The organism is Desulfogranum aggregans (assembly GCF_055398265.1).
The window spans coordinates 1,070,068-1,090,794 of sequence record NZ_AP042447.1 but is presented as its reverse complement, the minus strand read 5'-3'; the positions used below and the strand labels follow the sequence as shown (position 1 = coordinate 1,090,794).

Sequence of the window (20,727 nt, the reverse complement as noted above, 5' to 3'; positions counted from 1 at the left end):
GCATGCCGAAGAGGGAAATATGTGCAGGGCTAAGCAGTTTCCTTTCTTTTCTGTGCCCGGGCATAGGTAGCGGCTGCCATACCGGCCACGCATCCTTCACCGACAGCCTTTGCCATCTGGTATGGAGGACCGACAATGTCGCCGGCCGCATAGATTCCGGCAATGTTGGTTTCCTGTTGCTTGTTGGTTGCGATATACTTGAATGTCTCCAGATCAAGCTGCACATCCACCTGAGTGGCCAGTTCAAGGGCCCCCTTGGAGCCGAGCTCAATAAATACGCCCTCGGTATCAAGGGTTTGGCCGTTTTCCAGGCTGACTGAGCCTACGGCGTGCTCTCCATTGATTTCTTGAATGGCACTATCGATAAACTCGACGTCGCTTGCATGCAGTTTATCTGCGAGTTCCTTGGAAACATCGAGGTCGCCGGCTATCAGGTACACCTTTGCAGCATAATCCAGCAGGGTCAAGGCCCCGTCAACAGCAGCGCTTCTGTCGCCGGTAACCGCCACGGTCGCTCCGCGGTAGAAGTTGGCGTCGCAGTCAACACAATAGCTGACTCCGCGTCCGGAAAAATCCTTTTCCCCGGGAACGTTCAGTTTCTTCTTTGCGACACCCATGGCGAAAATCAAGCTGCGGCTGGTGACCGTTCGTCCGGTTTCCAGCTCCACATCAAAGCATTCATCGTCCCTGCGGGAGATTTTCAATACGTCTTCGTGCGAGGTTTCCGTGCCAAAGGAGAGGGCTTGTTTCACACCGGCGCGCAGAATGTCGCAGCCATCGGACACTCCCGGAACAAAGGCATAGTTTTCTATGTGTGCGCCGTAGAGAGCAGAATTTTCTATGCGACCGAGCATAAGTACCCGGGTTTTTTTTCTCGATGCATGAATAGCTGCCTGTATTCCTGCAGGTCCGGCTCCAATAATCACGACATCGAAAAGGGATTCAGGCATTGTTGATTCCTCCTGTGAGTGTATGATAAAACCCTGGAAGCATATATGCCGCAGGGTACTGGTCATGCTGACGCACCTGGAAAATATTTCTACACCATCCTTAGAACGAGGTCGACAGAATTATTGTTTTCATTTATAATTTGATCTTGTGTTTTTAATGATGGCTGGTGCTGATTATTCCTTGTTTAACCTGTAGTTACCCGTATCGAGTAAACCGCCCGCAAGAGGACAGCAGGCTGTACTGTCAATCCATCGGTCATGAGCTGCCCTCATTTTTCAGGCACACTCTTTGCCTGAAAAGAAGGATCGGAGAAACTCGCCGGTTCGTGATCTTGAGTGTTTAATCCTTAGTGAATTTAAAAATAGGTACGCTGTGACTTTGTCAATTATTGAAATGATGCTGAATGCGGGCCTCATGGTCAAGCTTGTCATGATAACCCTGCTCATTTTTTCCGTTGTTTCCTGGTCGATTATCATTATGAAACACCTGATGTTCAAACGGTCTCATAACGCATCACTTGATTTTCTCGACGTATTTTGGAACTGCAAAACCCTGAACGAGGCCTACAACTCAGCACAGACTTTTCCGCAAAGTCCCGAAGCTGCAGTATTTATTACCGGCTATGCCGAGCTGAAAAAAATCAGTGAGGCTCAGGCCGCTGGAGAGGGTGCTGCAACCCTTGATATGCAGATGGCCACCATGGAGAACCTGAAGCGCTCGGTGCGAAAGGCGCAACTGATGGAAAGTGACCGGATGTCGAGATTTCTTTCCTTTCTGGCGACCACCGGCTCTGCCACTCCATTTATCGGTCTGTTCGGTACGGTCTGGGGAATCATGACATCGTTCAAGGATATCGGCGAACGCGGCTCCGCCTCACTGGCAGTTGTCGCACCGGGTATATCCGAGGCTCTCGTGGCCACTGCTGCCGGATTGGCTGTGGCTATACCGGCAGTTATTTTTTATAATTATTATTCCAACAAACTTGCCGAGTCGGAATCATGTATTGAACATTTCAGTTCCGATTTTCTCAACCTCATCGAACGCGACATTTTTGCACGGGGCTGACATGGGAATGGGACCTGTAGGATCTAAAAACAAAAGGGGCTTTGTCGCAGAAATCAATGTGACCCCCCTGGTTGATGTCATGCTGGTGCTGCTGATTATTTTTATGGTTACCGCACCCATGATGACCCAGGGGCTGGAGGTGGATCTGCCGGCGACCACAGCCAAGGCGCTCCGCCAGCAGGAAGAACCGGTTTTGGTTTCCATTAATGAGCAGGGCGAGTTATACCTGGGTAAGGTGAAGGTCAACCAGGGACTATTGGTGCAGCAGCTGTCGCAGCTCCCGGAAGAAAAACGGGAGCAGCCAGTATATCTTCGTGCCGATAAAAGCGTTCCCTATGGTTTTGTCGTCGCGACCATGGCGGATATTCGATCGGCTGGTTTCACCAAGTTGGGGATGATTACCGTTCCTGCTGACAAGAAAGACTGATCCGGCTGCCAAATGGCTGTTAACATCACGGAATCTGATTTTTATTCCCATCAGCAAAAGGACGACAATCGTTGGCGTTTTGCTGTACTGGTTGCCGTTGGACTCCACCTGGGTGTTCTTGGGTGGTCGCTGATAGCCCCCGACCTGCTCAGCCAGCGACCCTTGCTTGATGAGGCGGTGATTGTTGACCTGGTTTCGCTTCCGGAGCCGCCTGCGCAAACCCAGGATGCGCCCGCCGTTCAGCAGCAACCTCCGGTGGAACAAGAGCCTTCCCTCCCGCCTGAGCCTGAACCGGTGGAAGAGGCTCTTGAGCCTGTTGCCGTTCCCCTGGAACCTGAGGTTCCGCCTGAACCGGTGGTGGCAGCGCAACCAGTTTCGGTTAAGCCGCTGAAAAGAAAAATAAAAAAGGCGGCAGACACGCGACTGGCAGAGGAAAAGGCACGAGAGGAGCGGGCTGCTGCCCTTCGTGAGAAGGAACAGCAACGCCTGGAACGGCAGCGTCAGGAACGACTTGAGCAAGAACGTCAACGAAAGGCAGCGGCCTTGGCAAGAGCAGAGCAGGCTCGAAAAGAGGCGGATAGGGCAGCGCGCGATGCTCGCCAGGCCCTGGCTGAGATGTATCGGCGACAAGGAGCTGTAACCCAATCACAAAGCGCTGTACCGTCGAGAAAGTCTGGAAATTCAGGGCGAAGTAAAGTGCAATCCGTTGTTGCGCAGCAGTACTATGCCGCGCTCTATCAGCACATACAGGGATTCTGGGTGCTGCCGGAAATGCGCAAATGGGACCCCAGCCTGGAAGCCCGGGTAGTGGTGGTCATCAACCAGAACGGCCAGGTGCTGAGCACTACTGTGGAGAAAAAATCCAAAGATGCGTTTTTTAACCAACTCGTGGTAAAAACCCTGCATAGTGCGGCGCCCATGCCGAGGTTTCCCAATCTGATGAAGGAACGTACCATTGAGGTTGGCCTGCGTTTTCGTCCAGGCAACCTTGAAATGTAATTCTATCCCCCGTAAAAAGAGATATGCACCGTTTATACCATTCGATTTCAACCGTTGTCACCCTGCTGTTTATCCTCTGTTGGTTCTCTGCAAATGTCCATGCTGAGCGGGTTTACCTTGATATTACCGCTGCTGACGTGCGCAAAGTAGTCGTTGCTGTACCGCCTTTTGCTGAAGCAGGGGGGGCTGCAGGGCGGAAACAGGGGATGGAGATGGCCGAACTGATTGGTCGGGCGCTGGAAATTCATGGTTTTATTGAACTGGTCGACTCCAGTCGCTATGCAGGGATGGAGAATGTTGATTGGCGCGCACTGGGGGTCGACTATACGGTAGTCGGCAAATATTCGCAATCTGGAGAGGACATGGTCATCGAAGGGCGGTTGCTGGATGTCACGGAAAACGCCCTGCTCGCCGGCAGGCGATACCGGGGAACGGTCATGCAGCAGGATGACATGGTTCTTCGGCTTGCCGATGCCCTCATCGAAGAGTTTACCGGTGAACCTGGTATCAGTAGAACCTCCATTGCCTACATTTCCGATGCAACCGGAAGAAAAGAGGTCTATGTGGCCGATATTCTCGGTCGCGATCAACGACAGGTGACCAAGCATCGCCACCTGGCTGTTTCACCGCGTTTTACCCCGGACGGCAATTTTCTCGCCTATACCACCTACCACCGTGGGAACCAGGACCTTTATATTACTGATCTGCGTCAGCGTGAGATTACCAGGTCCCTGTCCAGAAGAAAAGGGATGAATCTTGCTCCGGCCTTTGCTCCCGATGGCCAATCCATGGTCCTCACACTGAGCAAGGATGGGGCTCCAGACCTGTACCGTCTCGACAGGAGAGGAAAAATTCTCAAGCGATTGACCTCTCGATCCGGGATCAATGTCTCTCCTTCATTTGCCCCTGACGGAAAAAAAATAGTTTTTGTCTCTGACCGGAGTGGAAGGCCCCAGATTTATACCATGGATTCCAACGGCGACAGAGAGCAGCGGCTGACCTTTTCCAGTGCAGGCTCCGAGAACAGTGAACCAGTATGGTCGCCCAAAGGTGACCTTATTGCTTTTTCCGGTCTTGTTGACGGACATAATCAGTTGTTTACCATGGATCCGCAGGGAGGTAACGTACGTCAGTTAACCAGTGCCTGGGGAGATTATGAATCACCTACCTGGTCACCGGACGGAAAAATGCTGGCATTTTCCCGGAAACGCAACGGTAAGTCGGACATCTGTGCAATTGGGAGAAACGGAAAAGGATTGCGGGTTCTTTTTCCGTTTACAGGGAACAAAGCCTATCCGCGGTGGTCACCTGCGGTTCGCTGAGCCCCGCGCAAGGGAGGAAAACACCGTCCAGCTACAGGCGCAGTCCCGCTGATAGCAGCGAGAAACAACGGTGTTCAAAACAATATTGTCCAAGGTTTTACCCCTGAGGCATGTAGTGTTCCTACGGCAGTAGGCCACTGAAATGCAGCTGAGTAAAACGGGTGGTTTTCCATAACCGGTATCGAGAGCCAAAGAAAGGGAGCATCCATGAAAATTGTTCGAAATCTTACTGTGGCAGGCTGTTCTTTGCTGCTGCTGACTCAATGTGCGACGCAGGATGAGGTGCGGGAACTGAACTATCAACTTCGCGCCGTGAATCAAAAGGTTGATGATGTGAAGAACACCACTGTCAACCAGGTGCAGAAACGCCAGGCCAGTTCCGTAAACAAGATTGACCAGGTAGAAAGCGAAACGCTGCGCTTGCAGTCGATGATTGAAGAGAGTGCGCATCAGACAAGCCTGTACAAGGAGCAGGCCAAAGAGGATATCGCCAACCTTCAGGCCGCCATTGAGGCTATGCAAACAGAGCAACAGACGAAAATGGCTGAGACTGAGATGAAGATTACGGCTCTGGAGCAGCAGGTGGCTTTTTTACGTTCTACTTTTGAAAAGGAACAGCAGCAGCGCGTTCAAGAAGCACAGCAACGAGCCCGAGAAGCCGCGCGCAGGGCTGAAGAGGCCAAAAGGCAGACGGTTGTGGCAGCAGCAGCAGGTAGTGGGATGCCCAGTGTCCAAGTCCGGCCGGTGAAAAAGAAAGTCAAAGTGGGAAACGCAACAGTTGTCGATGGCGGATCTGCTCCCCAGCCGGCCAGCACCAGCAGCGTGAGCCCAGCACCGCAATCCTCGCCTGCAGAGGTGGAAACCATTGCCGTTCCGGACGCAACCGCAGAGCCGTTTTCTCAGGCCATGCAGCAGTATCGTGCAAAAAAATATCAGGACGCTTACCGGGGCTTTGAGCAGGTGCTGTCGGAAAATCCGCAGGGAACCAGGGCTGCGGAAACCCTTTTTTACATGGGGGAGAGCCTTTTTTTCCAGGGGGAGTATGATCTGGCCATTCTTGATTACCAAAAAGTTATCTCCAACCATGCCAGAAGTGCTCTTACTCCCCAGGCCCTGTTGAAGCAGGGGATGTCGTTTGAGAAGCTTACCGACCATGAGACGGCCAAGATAATCTATAAAAAGCTTATCAATGATTACGCCAGCAGTCCTGAAGCCGGTCAGGCAAAAAGTCGACTTGCCAACCTTTAAGCCAGGGAAAGGCCGCCGGACTTGATCAGGTGGGAAAAAGAAAACAACGACTTGATACCCTGCTGGTACAACGGCATCTGGCAGCAAACCGGGGTGAAGCGCAACAGCTTATCCTGGCAGGTGAAATAAGGGTTAACGGAATTGTACGTGAAAATCCCGCCAGCCAGCACCAGGAACAGGCAAAGATCAGTCGTACTCATACCAGGAGGTTTGTCAGCCGAGGTGGAGACAAGCTTGCACCGACCTTGGCCCATTTGGGCATCGATCCGGGAGGGTATGTCTGCCTGGATATTGGCAGCTCAACCGGGGGATTCACCGACTGCCTCCTCCAAAATGATGCCCGTCGCGTGTACTGTGTGGATGTCGGATACGGTATCCTTGACTGGAAAATTCGCCAGGATCCACGGGTTGTGGTGCTTGAACGGACCAATGCCCGTTTCCTGACCAGCAGAGAGATCCCCGAATCTGTGGATCTATGCGTCATTGATGCTTCCTTTATCTCGCTCAATGCCTTGCTGGCCCCGATTTTGCAATTTTTTCAGGATTCGGTCATGATTCTGGCACTCATAAAACCGCAATTTCAACTTGCTCAGGAAAAAATTGCCCCTGGTGGCGTGGTGGTAGACCAGGCTCTGCATCAGGAGGCTATTGACATGGTCATTGACCATGCTGCCGCACTCGGACTGGAAACCGTCAACGTCGTTCCTTCTCCAGTGTGTGGGACCAAAGGTAACCAGGAATTTTTTATTCTGCTGAGCGGAAAGGATGTGATGCATCGCACTGATGAACAGGTGATAGATTAAAAGGAGAGTACAATGAAACACAAAGTTGTCGCAAAAACGTTCCTGTCGGCCTTCATGGCCTTTATATTTGTAGGGGCAACGGTTGCCATCGGTATAGCAGCAGATTTTGTGAGTGTTGCCAAGGATGGCGTCAATCTGCGCTCCGGCCCTGGAACGAATTATGAGGTGATCTACCAGCTGCCTGCCAATTACCCGTTGCAGGTTTTATCCAGGAAAGGCCAGTGGGTCAAAGTCGAGGATTTTGAAGGCGACAAAGGGTGGATTTTCGATACCCTGATATCCAGCTCTTCGTATGTGATTGTCAAGGTTGAGGAAGGAAATGTACGCACTGGCCCTGGCACCAATTTCGAGAAGGCAGGGTCGGTCTTTCGTGATGTAATCCTGAAAAAGGTGAGCACCAAGGGAGAATGGATCCAGGTAAGTCATCCCAAATTACAGGGGTGGATTTATGGAAACCTTGTCTGGCCATAATCTTCCTGCGGAGACTGGCCGAGGAGCTTGAGCACCACCCGCTGAAAATTCACCGGCAGCCGTACCGATTGTTTAGCTTTGTTTTGAAAGAGCAGGTACTGCTGCCGGAACCCAAAGAGAAACAGATCGTTGGTGAGCTGCACATCTTCCTGGCAATAGGCAGCCAGTTTTTTCATTTCCCCTTGCTTGAACCACTTCAGTGCCTGTAGTCCACTGCCCTGTTTGTGCCTTCCCAGTGTCTGTTCGGCCAGGTGATCGAGGCTGAGACGATAACCAAGCTGGTTGTATATTACTTCCAGGATGTCGAAAGAGGGAAGTCTGGCCAGGCTTTTTGAAGTATAGGCAGACAGGACCTTGTTATCAAAGCGCTTGTTGTTGAATCCCACAACCAGGTCGTAGGTAAACAGGGACTCCACCAGGTCACTTACGTTGTCTTCGGTAAAATGGAGGAACACGTCTTTTCTGCTGTCGTAGACCACGCCAACGCTTAAGCCCATGCCGGCTGCTCGATGCCATCCGCCAACCTCTTGGGCGGATCGTCTGGTCTCCACGTCAAAAACACAGTAATTTTTCGGCAGCGGACATGCCGGCTCATCACCACCGCCGCTAACAGGGAACGGAACAACACACTGCAGGGGGGCGACGCTTGGCAAGAAGCTCGCTGCGGGATGGAGAATGGCCTCCATGATCGTTATGCAGGCATGCTTGTCAATGGGACGGTTGCCGGAACCGCATTTTGGCGAGTGGACGCAACTGGGGCAGCCAGCCTCGCAGGCGCAGGACTTCACGGCCCTGCTGGTCTGCAGCAGCAGTTTTTTCATCAGGGAAAAGGCCTCCCGGCTAAGTCCCATACCACCCGCATGGCCATCATAAACAAATACAGCCGAGTGTTGGAGCTGGTCATGCCATGGATGGGAAATCCCTCCGATATCATTGCGGTCGCAGAGTACGAAAAGCGGCATCATCCCGATCAAGGCGTGTTCCATGGCATGAATACCGCCCATGAAATGCAGGCGTTGATGTTCACATTCCCGTTGAATATGCGGAGGCAGCACAAGCCAGAATCCTTCTGTTTCAAAAATCTGAGGTGGAAGTTCCAGCGGGTGTTTGCCAATGACCTGCATGCTCCCGGAAAGGATACGAAGAAAGCCGGTGATATGTTCGGTTACCCGTAATCGCCCAAACCCGACCTCGATGCCGCCTACCCGATCGTGTAAGAGCGTTTCCAGGATTTCTGTGGACTTGGTGGTCAGCACCCGGGTGAAATAGTTGACGTTTTTGGCAGTGACCTGCACACATTTTTCTTCCCAGTCCAATCGATCAACCAGGTAGCTTCGCGCCATGTGGAGATAAATGGCGCCCTGGTGACACTCCTTGGCGGCCCTGAACCCATCAATCTCCCCCAGTGTTTCCCCGCTGGAAGACAGCAGGATGCGAAACGGCGTGCCGCCGCCTCTGATATTTACCCGACGTTGCGGGTATTTCAGGGCTGCAAACCAGGTGTTGCCGTCTGCGGACTGCAGCAATGCACCCTCTGCCGTCAGCGTGTCCAGGATACCGTGGAGTGCAAATTCCTGGAGAAACTTTTCGTCATGATGAAGCGGGAACTCGGCAGCAGCGCAGACAAGGTGCTGCTGCGTGATCAGGTGGTTGCTCGGGTTGAGGGTAACTGATTCAACGTCGCGGTCAAAATACTCTTCCGGGTGACGCATAAAGAATTGATCCATGGCATCTTCATGGCCGATGAGGATGACCAGTGAATCACGATGGTTTCTGCCCACTCTTCCCGCACGTTGCCGCGCTGCCATAATTGATCCCGGATAGCCGACCATTATACAGATATCGAGCGATCCGATATCGATTCCCAACTCCAGAGCAGAGGTGGATATCACGCCCAGTAATTCGCCGGAAACCAGCTTTTTTTCAATCTGCCGGCGATCTTCGGGGAGAAAGCCCGCCCGGTAGGAGGCAATTCGCTGCTGCTGATCTGCTAAACGGCGTGCTGTCCAGACCGTGATCAACTCCGTCATTTTCCTTGATTGGGTGTAAATAATGGTTCGAAGTTTTCTGTGCGCGGCCGCCTCAAGCAGGGAAGTTGCAGCGCCAGCTGCTGAGTCGAACGGATTAAGCAGCAGGGTATGCTTGGTAGCCTGTGCCGCCCCTGAAGCCTCTATGCAGAGACAATTTTTTCCGGTCAGGTTGCGTGCCAGTTCTGCGGGGTTGCCGACGGTGGCCGAGGTCATGATGTAGGTCGGGTGGCAGTCATAGCGTGCACAGAGCCTGTTGAGCCGACGCAGTACCCAGGCGATATGGGAGCCGAAAATGCCCCTGTAGGTGTGTACCTCGTCAATGACGATATAGGCAAGGCGGGAGAGAAAGTGAGCCCAGGAATCATGGTAGGGGAGCAGCGAGAGATGCAGCATATCCGGATTGGTAATCACGATCCCCGGTGGCAATTCTCGTATTTTTTTGCGGCGATAGCTGGAGGTATCCCCGTCGTAGATGGCAGCGATCTTGTCCTTTGGCAGGGGCGGGGAGCTCAGGTTGGTGTACAGGCCGGTTACGGTCTTCAACTGGTCCTGTGCCAGGGCCTTCAGAGGAAACAGGAAAAGACCCTTGGCCTCTGGGTCGGTGAGGATGCGCTCAAAGACCGGCAGGGTGTAGATTAGGCTTTTGCCGGATGCCGTGGCGGTTGAGACAATCACATCACGTCCGTTCAGAACGTGTTGGATCGCCTCGGTCTGATGGGAATAGAGAGCTGTGATACCATCGGCTTCGAGCATGCGCTGGAGGGGTGAAGAGAGAATTGTCGGTTTGACATACTTCCCCTCGCATGCCGGGCTGGTCTGGTGGGCAACAACCTGCGGGCCGAATTGCTCCGATTGTTTGAGTGCGGAAAGATATTCTGTAACCGTCGAAGGTTGGGAAGGGCGTGCCATGTGGAACTAATAGGGTTTGTTATTTTTAGAAAATCTTATACTATGATCCAGTTGTAGCCTGCACCAGGCTGGAGACTAGACCAGTGTTATCCATGCCGGTGCCGGATCCTTCTCCGGATTCTACTCTCGCAGGGCGCGCCCTTTGCCGGGACGTCTGTTCGCCATGTACATTTTATAGGGTTCTTCCATGCTCACCATTGCCACCCTTGGCCCCCGTCAATCCCTATCCTGGAAAGCAGCAAAAAAATATGCTGATGACGCCGTCTTGCGTATCCATTCAAGTGCGGTGAAAGTGATCTCCTCTTTCGTCAATCACGATGTGGATTGCGCTATATTGCCCATTTATAACACCCGTGAGGGAGAGAATAAACATTCCTTTCGGATTTTCGACCTTCTGCAGGCAGGGTACTGGGTGGACAATGTGATTATTCATTCTGACCTGTCGCTGGGGACCGTCCAACCGGATACCGCGATTAACTCCCTCACGTTGCTGGTAGGGAGAAGCGAGGTTTTCAGCCAGTGTGCGGATTTTATCGACCGGTTCCTCCCTGATGTTGACCGGATGCAGGTCGGCGATACCCACGCCATCATGGAAACAATGCTTCGTGAGCAGCGGAGTGATGTGGGATTTATTGATACAGTGGACAATCTGACGGCAAACGGCCTGCATATTCTCGAACGCGAGGTTGCGCCCCACAATCGTACACGCTTTGCTGTTTTTGCTCATCAGCTGGCCAAACCAACCGGGTATGATGCAACGACATTTGTCACCGTCCCCCTTGATGATCGTGTCGGTTTGCTTGTCGATATCCTCCAGGAACTTTCCCAGCGTGGAATTAACATCCTTGACATGCGCTCGGAAAACGACATAAAAACCCAGAAGCTGCAGATATATATTGAAGCCGAAGGGCATGTCAGCACCGATGCGATGAGCAGTGCACTGCAGCATATAGAAACCAGGGTTATTCAACAACCCGGTGCTATTCGGGTGCTGGGAAGTTTTCCCAGAATAGACATGCGAACCAAACACATCCGTTCCTTCGGCTTTATCGGAACCGGCGCAATGAGCAAGTGGTTTGCCGATCGTCTTGAGAGCGAAGGGTACAAGGTCTTTTTAAGCGGTCGTTCAACGTCGCTCCGTCCAGAGGAAATGATTCGCTATGTGGATGTGGTGGTTATTTGCGTCCCCATATCCGTTACCACGGCAACGGTCCGCAGGTACGGACCGATGATCGCTCCCAACAAAGCCCTGATCCTTTTGGCAGGCGAATCGGAAAAAACCGTCAATACGGCCCTGGAGACAACCTCGGAGACCGTTGAGGTTATGCTGGTGCATAATCTGTGGGGGCCCCAGGCCGCTACGATGAAGGATAAGAATGCAGTGGTGGTTCGGACATCCAGAAGTGGGCTGTTTTGCAGCGAATTTGAGGCCTTTCTCTATAAACACGGGGCAGATATCTATCATGATTCGCCCAACAAGCATGATCTTTTGATGGGGGTCGGTCAAAAGTTACCCACTGCCATTTCCGTTGCTCTGGCCATGACCCTGCAGGAAAATGCCATCAGCAGTGAAGAAATTGCCAGCCACAGTACCCTGACCTCGCTCTATCCCATTCTGGCCATGGCCAGGGTTCACTCACAAAATCCTCGAACCTACGCTGAAATACTGTCTACATCAGGGGCGGGGAACAAGATTGTGATAGATTTTCTCCGCAACCTGCAGCAAACGATGGCACTGGCCGATGAAGGAGACATCGACAGTTTATGTTCTATGATTACCGGCAACGCCCGACATTTCAGCGACTCTTTTCTGCGCGCAAGGATGGAGCAGGCAAAAGCGGTGGACAAGGTCCTGGGCAAAATGATTTGATCTGCCTTGTTGACCAACCGAAAGCCAATGGTTACTTTGATCCGCAAGTCATTCTTGTGTGTTGTTAAACCCTATACGCCAACCGGTGTCAGGCAAACCTGTTGCCCGGAGTTGAAGGTCATCCAGAGAAAATCGGTTCTCCGTGACGCCGTCGGATAGGAAGCTAACCATTCTTTGATCAAGGAGCGTTATTCTCCATGTTGTCTACTGCATTGAAATATCTTAAGGAAAAACACACCTGTCCTCATTGTAAAGAGGAGCTGAAACTCTGTCATGCTCCACCTGTACATGTTGGTGACGGGCTTGGCTGGGGATCGGAATACCTGTTTATCTGCCTCAATGATGAGTGTCCACTCTTTGTCAAAGGCTGGAAGTACATCGAAGACCAGTATGGACATGTCGGCTCCTATCGCTATATGGAGATTCCCAACTCCAAGGAAACCTACAACATGATGGTTGCCGGTAATAATGCCTTTAAAGGAAGCATCGTTGATGTAGAGGGAATGAAGCAGCAGAGCGCTCGATACCAGGCGGAGCGAGAGGCCGTTGCCGCTCTTGAAACCTGTGTGGAGAAAGGTGATCTGCAGCCGGTATTAACTCTGCTGCTCGATGAACAGGCGAAAAAGGAAGATCGTCAGCGCGCAGCCGATCTGCTGGTTGCCCTCAATGATACTGAATGTATTGAACCTTTACGCAATTTTTCTTTTCGGGACACTGACCTTGAACAGAGCGTGAATCTGGCTATTAGTAGGATTCTGGGCAGTCATTTTTTACGGGAGTGCCCATACTGTGCTGAACTGATAAAAAGTCGGGCCAAGGTCTGTAAACATTGCCAGAAAGAGGTGTGAGCGTTACTTTCTGCTTGCCAAAAAGGCTGCTTAAGGGTATATAGCCTGACGTTCAGTGGTGAGCGTAGCTCAGCTGGTGGTAGCACCGGGTTGTGGCCTCGGAGGTCGTGGGTTCAAGTCCCATCGCTCACCCCACAAATCGAAAAAAAGCGTTTCAAGACCTGGTCTTGAAACGCTTTTTTTTTGCCTGATCAACAGGCCATATCTGGTGTGTTCACACGGTGGGCGGAGTGTACTGCTTCTTGTAAAGATTTATAGAGAGGCGGCGCACTCAATGTTGAGAAACAGAACGTCGTGCTTCCCTTTCATGTGGATGTTGACGACTTTTGGTGTAGCTGTAAAACAGCGGGATATAATCATCCGTCACCCCAAGCGCCTTGCAGAATTCTGCGCCATCTACCTTGTCCAATTGCGGTGCCAGTACCTGACAGGCGGTCTGAAAAAGCAGCGTGGTTGATCGTTTATCAGAGCTGTGAATCAACTCCTTGAAATAGGGAGTGCATGCGAAAACTATCATAGAATTACCTCCATACATATTTTATTATTACCCTAGCAGGAAGTGTTCCATTTTTTTATGCGGTGTAATATGTTGAAAATGAATATGTTTTTCCTACAGTGAACGAAACAACGCGCATTTTTTCCAGAGAAAAGGAAAAAAATATTCTTTTTTTTCGTAAAAATGTATTTTTTAGCTCCTGGATGCCCCGTTTTGTCGCTTATAGCCTGCAAAGGAGGCAGGATTATGCAAAGGATTTTTCCATTTACCCGAAGTAGTCACCAGGAAGCGGCCGTAACCGCCCTCTGTTCGGCTACGTACCCGGTTGCCCTTACCGGTGCCGGAATATCCGTACCATCCGGCATTCCGGATTTTCGTAGCCCTGGCGGACTGTGGAGCATATTTGCTCCGGAAGAATATGCAACCCTGGATGTCTTTGAGCGGCACCCTGAAAAAGCATGGAAACTCTACCGCGAACTCGGGCGGACCATTTGGGGAAAAGAACCGAATCCTGCGCATTCTGCCCTGGCACAATTGGAGCAGATTGGTGTGCTCAAAGCGATCATTACCCAGAATGTTGATCGCCTGCATCAGCAGGCCGGGAGCAGCCAGGTCATCGAAATGCATGGGGATCACCAACACCTGCATTGCCTGCATTGTCGTTTCCAGGTGCCGGTTGAGGAAAAACATTATCAGGCAAGCAGCTATGTAGCCTGTCCCAAGTGCACTTTTCCTCTAAAGCCCAACGTGGTACTCTATGGAGAGGATGTGCGCGAATATAGGCGGATCATGGCTATCGCCCGAAAAACCGATCTGCTGCTGGTTATCGGCACTTCCGCCCAAGTGTATCCAGCAGCCGACATTCCGGTACTGGTTAAGCGGCAGGGGGGGATGGTTTTCGAATTCAACCAGGAACACGCCCTGACCAATCTGCTGTCTTCTTCCAGAGACAGTGGGGTGGACTATTGTTTTCAGGGGGATGTGACCGATACGCTGCCCTGGCTGGTTGAACTTGTCCAGGCGCAATGAACGGTGATGGTTATACCCGTTTTACTGAATGTCCCAGGAGCGCGTCAATCACCAATGGCTCTCCTTTTTCCGGATCTTTTTTCAGGCTGATAGCGTTGAAGCAACAGGCGTCGACACATACGCCGCAGCCCAGGCAGCGATCGAACGCTATCTGGGCAACTGATCCTGCGGTAAAGGATATTGCTTCAAATGGACAGTGGTCGATGCAGGTGCCGCAACTCGTGCACTGCTCCCCATCTATTGAGGCCGCGTAGCCTGAGGGAGCCAGCATCGGGATATCGTTTTTCCATGCAGAAATAGCTCCACAGCAGCAACTGCAGCAGTTGCAGATGGCATAGAAGCGGTTAAGCATCGCTTCCTTGAAGAAGGCGTGCTGCACATGTCCCCGTCGGTGTTCCTGCTCAAGAATATCAAGGGCATCAGCCCGGTTTATTCTTCTGGATCTGTGGGGGTGGTGTTCTGCGACAAAGGAGGCAAAGGGTTCGCCGATGATCAGGCAGACATCGATCGGAGAACAGGGGGAGGAACTCGCCATCCTGCATGGGCAATCAAGAACAACAATCTGTTCGGGGTTATGCAAAATGATACTACGTGCTCTTTGGTAGGGGATCACCTGCTCCAAATCGGTGACCGTTATCGTCTGGTTGACGGTGACCAGTTTTTTTGCCTCTTCCACTGCAATGACTTTGCCATGGTAGGTGTCGCTGAAGGTGATCTCCGGTTGCCCCCTTTTTCTTTTCGGAAACAGTGATTTCAGGCGAGAAAAGAAAACAGTCGTTGGCCAGATGAGTCGAGCAAGCGGATGGGTGCCTTTGCCTATGCTGATATACTGGTATACCCAGCGGCCATACACATAACCGTGGATCCAGTTGCCTAGAGAAAAAGACGGCGTTCGCCATGCTTCGCGAATAAACTGTCTGGTTGAGCGGCGGGGAAAGAGCATGAGTCTACCTCTGCAGCAGGACTGGAGTCAGTGACGCTGGACCTTTACTGCTTCAGGAACAAGGAAAAAAAGGTCACCATTAGCTGGCAATCTACCACATTGGCAATAAATATTCCTCCTCCCTACATTGCAATGCGCTGTTTGCTGAAAAGCATCAAAAAGCGCCGGCAAGCGGGAAAGGTTGACTTGCGTGGAGCTTTCTGGAATAAATGGTTGGATTTATGTTGTTTGCCAGATGGTTGAGTTGCTGATCTTCAATCGGTCTTCAGGGGCAGGCAGTAGAATCAAATTGGTTAAGGCCGTCAGCCATTGGCGGGTTGGCGTCTCTGCAGCTTCTGCAGTGACGAGCAAACAAGCGTAAAGAGGAGGCAAGTGATGCGAATAAAGGGACGAAAATTGGTTTTTCTGGGAGTCTGCCTGGTATTCCTGTGTGCCATGGTATGGGCGGGTGGGGCGATGGCTGCCGGGACGTATAAAATCGGAGCAATTCTCGCTGAAACCGGTCCGGCATCTTTTTTAGGTGGCCCGGAGAGCCGTTCGCTGCGGATGCTGGTGGATGAAATTAATGCCAACGGCGGCATCAACGGCAAGCAGATCGAGTTGATCGTGAAAGATTCCGGAGGAAGTCCGGAAAAAGCCATATCTTTTGCGCGCCAGCTTATTGAAGAGGAAAAGGTTTTTGCCATTATCGGGCCTTCGACCAGCGGAGAAACCCTGAAAATTAAAAAGATCTGTCAGCAGGGAAAGACGATTCTTATTTCCTGCGCTTCGGCCGAGCTGATTGTTAATCCGGTAGCGTCTTATGTGTTCAAGACTGCACCCAGTGACAGTTTGGCAGCGCGTCGGATCTATATGACCATGAAGGACATGGGCATTTCTACCATTGCTGTGCTGGCCGGCAACACAGGCTTTGGCAAGGCCGGTAAAAAGCAACTGGAAATGATTGCTCCGGAATATGGGATCGAAATTGTTGCCATGGAGGTCTACGACAAAAAGGCCACCGACCTTTCGGCAGCGGTTGCAAAGTTAAAAGCTAACTCCGCGATCCAGGCCGTCATCAACTGGTCCATCGTTCCGGCCCAATCCATTGTAGCCAGGAACATCCGGCAGGCAGGCTGGGATGTTCCCCTGTTTCAGAGCCATGGCTTTGCCAACATCAAGTATGTCGAGGCCGCAGGTGCTGCAGCCGAGGGGATTATTTTTCCGGCAAGCAAGCTGATGGTCGCCGAAAGCCTGCCTGAAGGCCCGCAGCGGGATTTTCTATTGAAATATACCAGAGCCTATGTGGAGAAGTTCAATGAACCGGTATCCACCTTTGGCGGACATACCTATGACGCCATGACTATCCTTGCCAAGGCCATGGAGCAGGGTGGCGATGATCGTGAAAAAGTGAGGGCGGCTATTGAATCCATACGCGGCATGATAGGGACTGCCGGTATTTTTAATTTTTCCCCTGAAGATCACAGTGGCCTCGCGCTGGATGACTTTTTCATGCTGACGGTCAAGGATGGGCAGTTCGCGCTGTTGGGTGACCAGGAGTAGGAAACGGTTTTGCAGGCCAGCGGCGAATCAATTGTTGATCCACTGTTGCCACAATCGCAAAGATCATGGTATAGCTCTCGATCGTAAATGAGAGGTTGTTTGCACATTGAATTGATAACCGGAGCTATAAGAGGATCTTACCCATGGAAAAAACATTTGCCATTATCAAGCCAAACGCTTTTGCCGCCGGCAATGCCGGAAAGATAATTGATCGTATCTATGCGGAAGGGTTTACCATCGTGGGGTTGAAAAAACTGCTGCTCAGCAAGAAAGAGGCGGAGGGGTTTTATCATGTACACCGAGAACGACCATTTTTCGGTGAACTCACGGACTTCATGTCCAGTGGCCCCTGCATTGTGATGGTGCTTGAAGCAGACAACGCAATTCAGAAGTGGCGTGATCTGATGGGCGCCACCAACCCGGCCGACGCTGCCGAGGGAACTCTTCGCAAAGAGTTCGGTGATTCGTTGGAGGCCAATGCCACCCACGGTTCTGATGCGCCTGAAACTGCAGCGTTTGAGATTGATTATTTTTTTGCTGGTCTTGAGCTGCTGATGTAGCGGAAAAGACGTTGAGAGATCGAATAACGGGCACCTTGAAGGTGCCCGTTGTTGGTTTACGCGGTCGGTTCGGTTGCCTCATCAACCAAATACAATATCGAGCGATAGGGGATATCGCCATGGAGTGAAAGACCAATTTCACACGTCTTGCTGGTTGAATAGCCAGCGTCGCATTCGCAGACATGCTCATGCAGTCCTTCCAACGCTGAGCTGTTGAGTTCTGGGAAATTAAATCCCCGGTCACCGGCAAATCCACAGCAGTAAATATGCTCGGGCCAGACAACCTCAGTGGCGCATCGTTGCGCCAACTCCTTGAGGCGATGCTCCAATCCCATTTTACGGGTACTGCAGGTCGGGTGAACCGCAACCTTGGCGGTTTTCCGGTGAAAAGTCAGCCGGTCCATCAGGAAGGTGAGGACAAATTCTATCGGTTCGAAGAGCTGCAGCCGTTTGTCCAGGGTGTTTCGCATTCGCATCAGGCACGGACTGGTATCGCATAAAATGGGAAGTTCACCGTTGTTGCTTGCCTGCAGTAAAGCCTGGTTGAGTTCTTCTGCCTTGTGGTCGGCCTGCTCCATAAATCCCTTGCTTTCAAAGGCCTGCCCGCAACAGAGCCGCCCCAAGTTTTCGGGAAGAATAACTGCGTAGCCACCTTTTTTCAGAAGTGAAAATGTCTTCTGTGGCAGCGGATCCCGTTGGGTTTCCTCGCGGGCGGGACCACCCATTGCGCGACTGGCGCAGCTGGGAAAATAGACAACCTTGAGCGGGTTGTTCGGGTCGATCTGTTCTGGTTTCAGCTTGGGGGATCCGGTTGGCATCTCTTTATTCCAGAGAGGCAGCTTATCCAGCGAGCCCTTTCTCATTGCTGCTGCGACCACCTGCATGAATTCTGTGCCAGTGAGCTTGTGGATGGCGTCCACCCCGGCAAGGGTCGTATCAATGCCCTTGGCAATGAGACCGAAGTTGCCGGCCACCCAATCCGCCACCTTGTCGGCTAAGGCTCCGTTGGCCTCGCTGCGAAGCGTTTTCACCAGCTTGCCGGTATCTATGCCCACTGGACACCTGGTGGCACAGAGGCTGTCCGCGGCACAGGTATCCTTTCCCGGATACCGGTATAATTTGACCAGGTTATTGACCCGTGTCGGTTTTTCATTTGCTGCCATTTGCCGACTGATCTCGCGACGACCGGCTATCCTTTGGCGCGGGGTGAAGGTGATGTTCTTGGATGGACAGATCGGTTCGCAGAAACCGCACTCAATACATTTGTCCACCAACTCATGGGTAGGGGGTAAGGGCTTGAGGTTCTTGATGTGGGTTTCCAGGTCATCATTGAGAATCACTCCCGGATTGAGCAGTCCGTGGGGATCAAAGATGGCTTTGATATCCTTCATCAGGGCAAACGCCGCATCACCCCACTCTTTTTCAACGAAAGGGGCCATGTTGCGCCCTGTTCCATGCTCGGCTTTGAGCGATCCATCATACTTTTCAACGACCATCTCCACAACTTCGTCCATGAACTGGCGGTAGCGGACCACTTCACTTTCAATGGAAAAATCCTGGGTAAAGACAAAATGCAGGTTTCCGTCCAGCGCATGCCCGAAAATGATGGCCTCATCGTAGCGGTACTTCTTGAACAATGCCTGGAGATCAAGCGCCGCATCAGCCAGGTGTGCTCCGGGAAAGGCAACGTCTTCGATGATAACCGTTGTGCCGGTTTCCCGCACCGCACCCACTGCAGGGAAGAGCCCTTTGCGGATAGTCCAGAGTTTTCCGTATTCCTCGGGGATGGAGGTAAAGGTCGTCGGCATCACGGTCTCCAGATCCTTGATGCTGGCAGTAACCTGTTGTATCTGCGCCGTGAGTTCCACCTCTGTTTCGGCCCTGGTCTCTACCAGCAGAGCGGTAACTGTCGGCCCGAGATCCTCAAGGTAATCGGGCATACCTGGTTTCCCGGAAACCGAGGCCAGGCCGGCCCGATCCATGAGTTCAGCCGCTGAAACCGGTTGCTTCTGCAGTATGGGGATTGCCTGGCAGGCAGTGTTGACGTCCGGGTAGAGGATGAGTGCGCTGGCCTTATGGGCATGCTCAATCACGGTTGTATATACCACATCGCTGATAAACCCCAGGGTCCCTTCGGAACCGATCATCAGGTGCTGCATGATCTCAAAGGGATCGGAGAAATCAAGCAAAGCGTTGAGGCTGTACCCAGTGGTATTTTTTATTTTAAATTTATACCGGATGCGCTCGGCAAGTTGCTCATCTTCGAGAACGTTTTGCCGTAGCTCAGTGAGTGCATTGAGCAGGTGCCCGTGACTCCTGCAGAAGGCAGCTTTGCTCTTGTCATCGGCGGTATCGACAATGGTACCGTCCGCGGTGATTATTCGCATGGTGTGAAGCGTCTGATAGCTGTTTTCTTCAACCCCGCAACACATCCCACTGGCATTGTTGGCCAGGATGCCGCCAATCTTGGCGCTGTCAATGGAGGCAGGGTCGGGACCGATCTTTTTTCCGAATTCAGCGAGAATCTGGTTGGCATGGCCACCTATAATTCCAGGTTGAAGTTGTATTTTTCGGGCACCATCAAAAACCCGGTAGTTGTCCCACCCTTTGCCCAGCCTGACCAAAATCGAATCTGAAATGGCCTGGCCGGACAGGCTGGTTCCGGCAGCTCTGAACGTGATCGGCAGCTTGAGCTTGCCAGCCTCGCGGATAATCAACTGCACTTCTCGTTCGGTTTCCACGTTAATGACAATTTTCGGTATTAAGCGGTAAAAGCTGGCATCAGTACCAAAAGTGATGGTCTGCAGCGGATCGGTGATGATTTTTTCCGGTTCAATGGCCTTTTTTATGCGATTATGAAAAAGCTTGTAGTTGCCGGGGAGCATTGAAAACCTCACATGTTTTGGGAATAATTCTCATTACAATAGGACGGTGAGGAGGAAAAATCCAGGAAAAAGAAGCGGGAAATGGAAAATTGGTACTTTTTTCTGCGATTCAGTATTTTTTTGTATATATATATTAATATTTTATATATTATAAATATTGATATTACCAAGATACCAATTTGTTTGCTGGTGCAATGCTAGACCCAACGGGAATAGGGCACGACTGCAGAAAAAAATGGCTGCTCCCTTTTGGCGTGGCTTGGTTGAGAGCGGCACCACTGCCAGTTCCTGCCACGCAGTAAGCGAGTAAGCGGTCAGGGGAGAGGAGA

At 51.8% G+C, this 20,727-nt stretch carries 17 protein-coding genes and 1 tRNA gene; 13 read left to right on the top strand and 5 right to left on the bottom strand.

Features of this window, described 5'->3' with window-relative positions:
- Positions 1–29 precede the first annotated feature (29 nt).
- Positions 30–950 (bottom strand): NAD(P)/FAD-dependent oxidoreductase, encoded by a 921-nt coding sequence (locus tag ACZ52Z_RS05025; RefSeq protein ID WP_464269658.1) that lies wholly within the window; start codon positions 948–950, stop codon positions 30–32.
- A 373-nt stretch (positions 951–1,323) separates the two neighbouring features.
- Between ACZ52Z_RS05025 and tolQ the strand changes: the two genes are divergently transcribed.
- The 7 genes from tolQ to ACZ52Z_RS04990 all read left to right on the top strand — a co-directional run bounded on the left by tolQ (position 1,324) and on the right by ACZ52Z_RS04990 (position 7,286).
- Positions 1,324–2,016, top strand: coding sequence for a protein TolQ (gene tolQ / locus ACZ52Z_RS05020; protein WP_464269657.1), 693 nt, complete (start codon positions 1,324–1,326; stop codon positions 2,014–2,016).
- Between the two features lie 7 nt (positions 2,017–2,023).
- A complete protein-coding gene (tolR, locus tag ACZ52Z_RS05015) occupies positions 2,024–2,443 on the top strand; it encodes a protein TolR (RefSeq protein WP_464269656.1) in 420 nt (139 codons plus the stop codon).
- A gap of 12 nt (positions 2,444–2,455) precedes the next feature.
- The gene (tolA, locus tag ACZ52Z_RS05010; protein ID WP_464269655.1) at positions 2,456–3,442 is read left to right on the top strand and encodes a cell envelope integrity protein TolA; all 987 of its coding nucleotides are present in this window, start codon (positions 2,456–2,458) and stop codon (positions 3,440–3,442) included.
- A gap of 23 nt (positions 3,443–3,465) precedes the next feature.
- A complete protein-coding gene (locus tag ACZ52Z_RS05005) occupies positions 3,466–4,764 on the top strand; it encodes a protein TolB (protein WP_464269654.1) in 1,299 nt (432 codons plus the stop codon).
- A gap of 207 nt (positions 4,765–4,971) precedes the next feature.
- Complete coding sequence (locus tag ACZ52Z_RS05000) at positions 4,972–6,012, top strand: tetratricopeptide repeat protein (protein ID WP_464269653.1); 1,041 nt, start codon at positions 4,972–4,974, stop codon at positions 6,010–6,012.
- 29 nt (positions 6,013–6,041) lie between these two features.
- Complete coding sequence (locus ACZ52Z_RS04995) at positions 6,042–6,815, top strand: TlyA family RNA methyltransferase (RefSeq protein ID WP_464269652.1); 774 nt, start codon at positions 6,042–6,044, stop codon at positions 6,813–6,815.
- Between the two features lie 12 nt (positions 6,816–6,827).
- Entirely contained in the window at positions 6,828–7,286 is a 459-nt protein-coding gene (locus ACZ52Z_RS04990) for an SH3 domain-containing protein (protein WP_464269651.1), read from the top strand.
- On the opposite strand, the gene ACZ52Z_RS04985 is transcribed toward ACZ52Z_RS04990, so the two are convergent.
- Complete coding sequence (locus tag ACZ52Z_RS04985; protein WP_464269650.1) at positions 7,262–10,225, bottom strand: DEAD/DEAH box helicase; 2,964 nt, start codon at positions 10,223–10,225, stop codon at positions 7,262–7,264. The two genes, ACZ52Z_RS04990 and ACZ52Z_RS04985, sit on opposite strands and share 25 nt — an antisense overlap.
- Positions 10,226–10,412: 187 nt before the next feature.
- On the opposite strand from ACZ52Z_RS04985, the gene ACZ52Z_RS04980 reads away from it, so the two are divergent.
- The 3 genes from ACZ52Z_RS04980 to ACZ52Z_RS04970 all read left to right on the top strand — a co-directional run bounded on the left by ACZ52Z_RS04980 (position 10,413) and on the right by ACZ52Z_RS04970 (position 13,078).
- Positions 10,413–12,095 carry a prephenate dehydratase domain-containing protein gene (locus tag ACZ52Z_RS04980; RefSeq protein WP_464269649.1) on the top strand — a complete coding sequence of 561 codons (1,683 nt, stop codon included), beginning with the start codon at positions 10,413–10,415 and terminating at the stop codon, positions 12,093–12,095.
- Between the two features lie 197 nt (positions 12,096–12,292).
- Positions 12,293–12,943: a zinc ribbon domain-containing protein gene (locus ACZ52Z_RS04975; protein ID WP_464269648.1), complete on the top strand. Its 651-nt coding sequence runs from the start codon at positions 12,293–12,295 to the stop codon at positions 12,941–12,943.
- 58 nt (positions 12,944–13,001) lie between these two features.
- A tRNA-His gene (locus ACZ52Z_RS04970) sits at positions 13,002–13,078 on the top strand.
- 136 nt (positions 13,079–13,214) lie between these two features.
- Here ACZ52Z_RS04970 and ACZ52Z_RS04965 read toward each other — a convergent pair.
- The gene (locus tag ACZ52Z_RS04965; protein ID WP_464269647.1) at positions 13,215–13,460 is read right to left on the bottom strand and encodes a hypothetical protein; all 246 of its coding nucleotides are present in this window, start codon (positions 13,458–13,460) and stop codon (positions 13,215–13,217) included.
- A gap of 225 nt (positions 13,461–13,685) precedes the next feature.
- Between ACZ52Z_RS04965 and ACZ52Z_RS04960 the strand changes: the two genes are divergently transcribed.
- The gene (locus ACZ52Z_RS04960; RefSeq protein ID WP_464269646.1) at positions 13,686–14,468 is read left to right on the top strand and encodes an SIR2 family NAD-dependent protein deacylase; all 783 of its coding nucleotides are present in this window, start codon (positions 13,686–13,688) and stop codon (positions 14,466–14,468) included.
- A gap of 10 nt (positions 14,469–14,478) precedes the next feature.
- Here ACZ52Z_RS04960 and ACZ52Z_RS04955 read toward each other — a convergent pair whose 3' ends face one another.
- Positions 14,479–15,411 carry an ATP-binding protein gene (locus ACZ52Z_RS04955; RefSeq protein ID WP_464269645.1) on the bottom strand — a complete coding sequence of 311 codons (933 nt, stop codon included), beginning with the start codon at positions 15,409–15,411 and terminating at the stop codon, positions 14,479–14,481.
- Between the two features lie 375 nt (positions 15,412–15,786).
- On the opposite strand from ACZ52Z_RS04955, the gene ACZ52Z_RS04950 reads away from it, so the two are divergent.
- Together ACZ52Z_RS04950 and ndk are read left to right on the top strand one after the other, a co-directional pair.
- The gene (locus tag ACZ52Z_RS04950; RefSeq protein WP_464269644.1) at positions 15,787–16,953 is read left to right on the top strand and encodes an ABC transporter substrate-binding protein; all 1,167 of its coding nucleotides are present in this window, start codon (positions 15,787–15,789) and stop codon (positions 16,951–16,953) included.
- A gap of 143 nt (positions 16,954–17,096) precedes the next feature.
- The gene (gene ndk, locus ACZ52Z_RS04945) at positions 17,097–17,513 is read left to right on the top strand and encodes a nucleoside-diphosphate kinase (protein ID WP_464269643.1); all 417 of its coding nucleotides are present in this window, start codon (positions 17,097–17,099) and stop codon (positions 17,511–17,513) included.
- 56 nt (positions 17,514–17,569) lie between these two features.
- Here the strand turns inward: ndk and ACZ52Z_RS04940 are convergent, their stop codons facing one another.
- On the bottom strand, positions 17,570–20,398 hold the full coding sequence (locus ACZ52Z_RS04940) for an FAD-binding and (Fe-S)-binding domain-containing protein (protein WP_464269642.1): 2,829 nt from the start codon (positions 20,396–20,398) through the stop codon (positions 17,570–17,572).
- Positions 20,399–20,727 lie beyond the last annotated feature (329 nt).

Excerpts from the sequence above, each read along its gene's own strand:
- ACZ52Z_RS05025 (WP_464269658.1), bottom strand. The coding sequence starts at position 950 with ATGCCTGAATCCCTTTTCGATGTCGTGATTATTGGAGCCGGACCTGCA.
- tolR (WP_464269656.1), top strand. The coding sequence starts at position 2,024 with ATGGGACCTGTAGGATCTAAAAACAAAAGGGGCTTTGTCGCAGAAATC.
- tolA (WP_464269655.1), top strand. The coding sequence starts at position 2,456 with ATGGCTGTTAACATCACGGAATCTGATTTTTATTCCCATCAGCAAAAG.
- ACZ52Z_RS05005 (WP_464269654.1), top strand. The coding sequence starts at position 3,466 with ATGCACCGTTTATACCATTCGATTTCAACCGTTGTCACCCTGCTGTTT.
- ACZ52Z_RS05000 (WP_464269653.1), top strand. The coding sequence starts at position 4,972 with ATGAAAATTGTTCGAAATCTTACTGTGGCAGGCTGTTCTTTGCTGCTG.
- ACZ52Z_RS04990 (WP_464269651.1), top strand. The coding sequence starts at position 6,828 with ATGAAACACAAAGTTGTCGCAAAAACGTTCCTGTCGGCCTTCATGGCC.
- ACZ52Z_RS04985 (WP_464269650.1), bottom strand. The coding sequence starts at position 10,225 with ATGGCACGCCCTTCCCAACCTTCGACGGTTACAGAATATCTTTCCGCA.
- ACZ52Z_RS04980 (WP_464269649.1), top strand. The coding sequence starts at position 10,413 with ATGCTCACCATTGCCACCCTTGGCCCCCGTCAATCCCTATCCTGGAAA.
- ACZ52Z_RS04975 (WP_464269648.1), top strand. The coding sequence starts at position 12,293 with ATGTTGTCTACTGCATTGAAATATCTTAAGGAAAAACACACCTGTCCT.
- ACZ52Z_RS04965 (WP_464269647.1), bottom strand. The coding sequence starts at position 13,460 with ATGATAGTTTTCGCATGCACTCCCTATTTCAAGGAGTTGATTCACAGC.
- ACZ52Z_RS04960 (WP_464269646.1), top strand. The coding sequence starts at position 13,686 with ATGCAAAGGATTTTTCCATTTACCCGAAGTAGTCACCAGGAAGCGGCC.
- ACZ52Z_RS04955 (WP_464269645.1), bottom strand. The coding sequence starts at position 15,411 with ATGCTCTTTCCCCGCCGCTCAACCAGACAGTTTATTCGCGAAGCATGG.
- ACZ52Z_RS04950 (WP_464269644.1), top strand. The coding sequence starts at position 15,787 with ATGCGAATAAAGGGACGAAAATTGGTTTTTCTGGGAGTCTGCCTGGTA.
- ndk (WP_464269643.1), top strand. The coding sequence starts at position 17,097 with ATGGAAAAAACATTTGCCATTATCAAGCCAAACGCTTTTGCCGCCGGC.
- ACZ52Z_RS04940 (WP_464269642.1), bottom strand. The coding sequence starts at position 20,398 with ATGCTCCCCGGCAACTACAAGCTTTTTCATAATCGCATAAAAAAGGCC.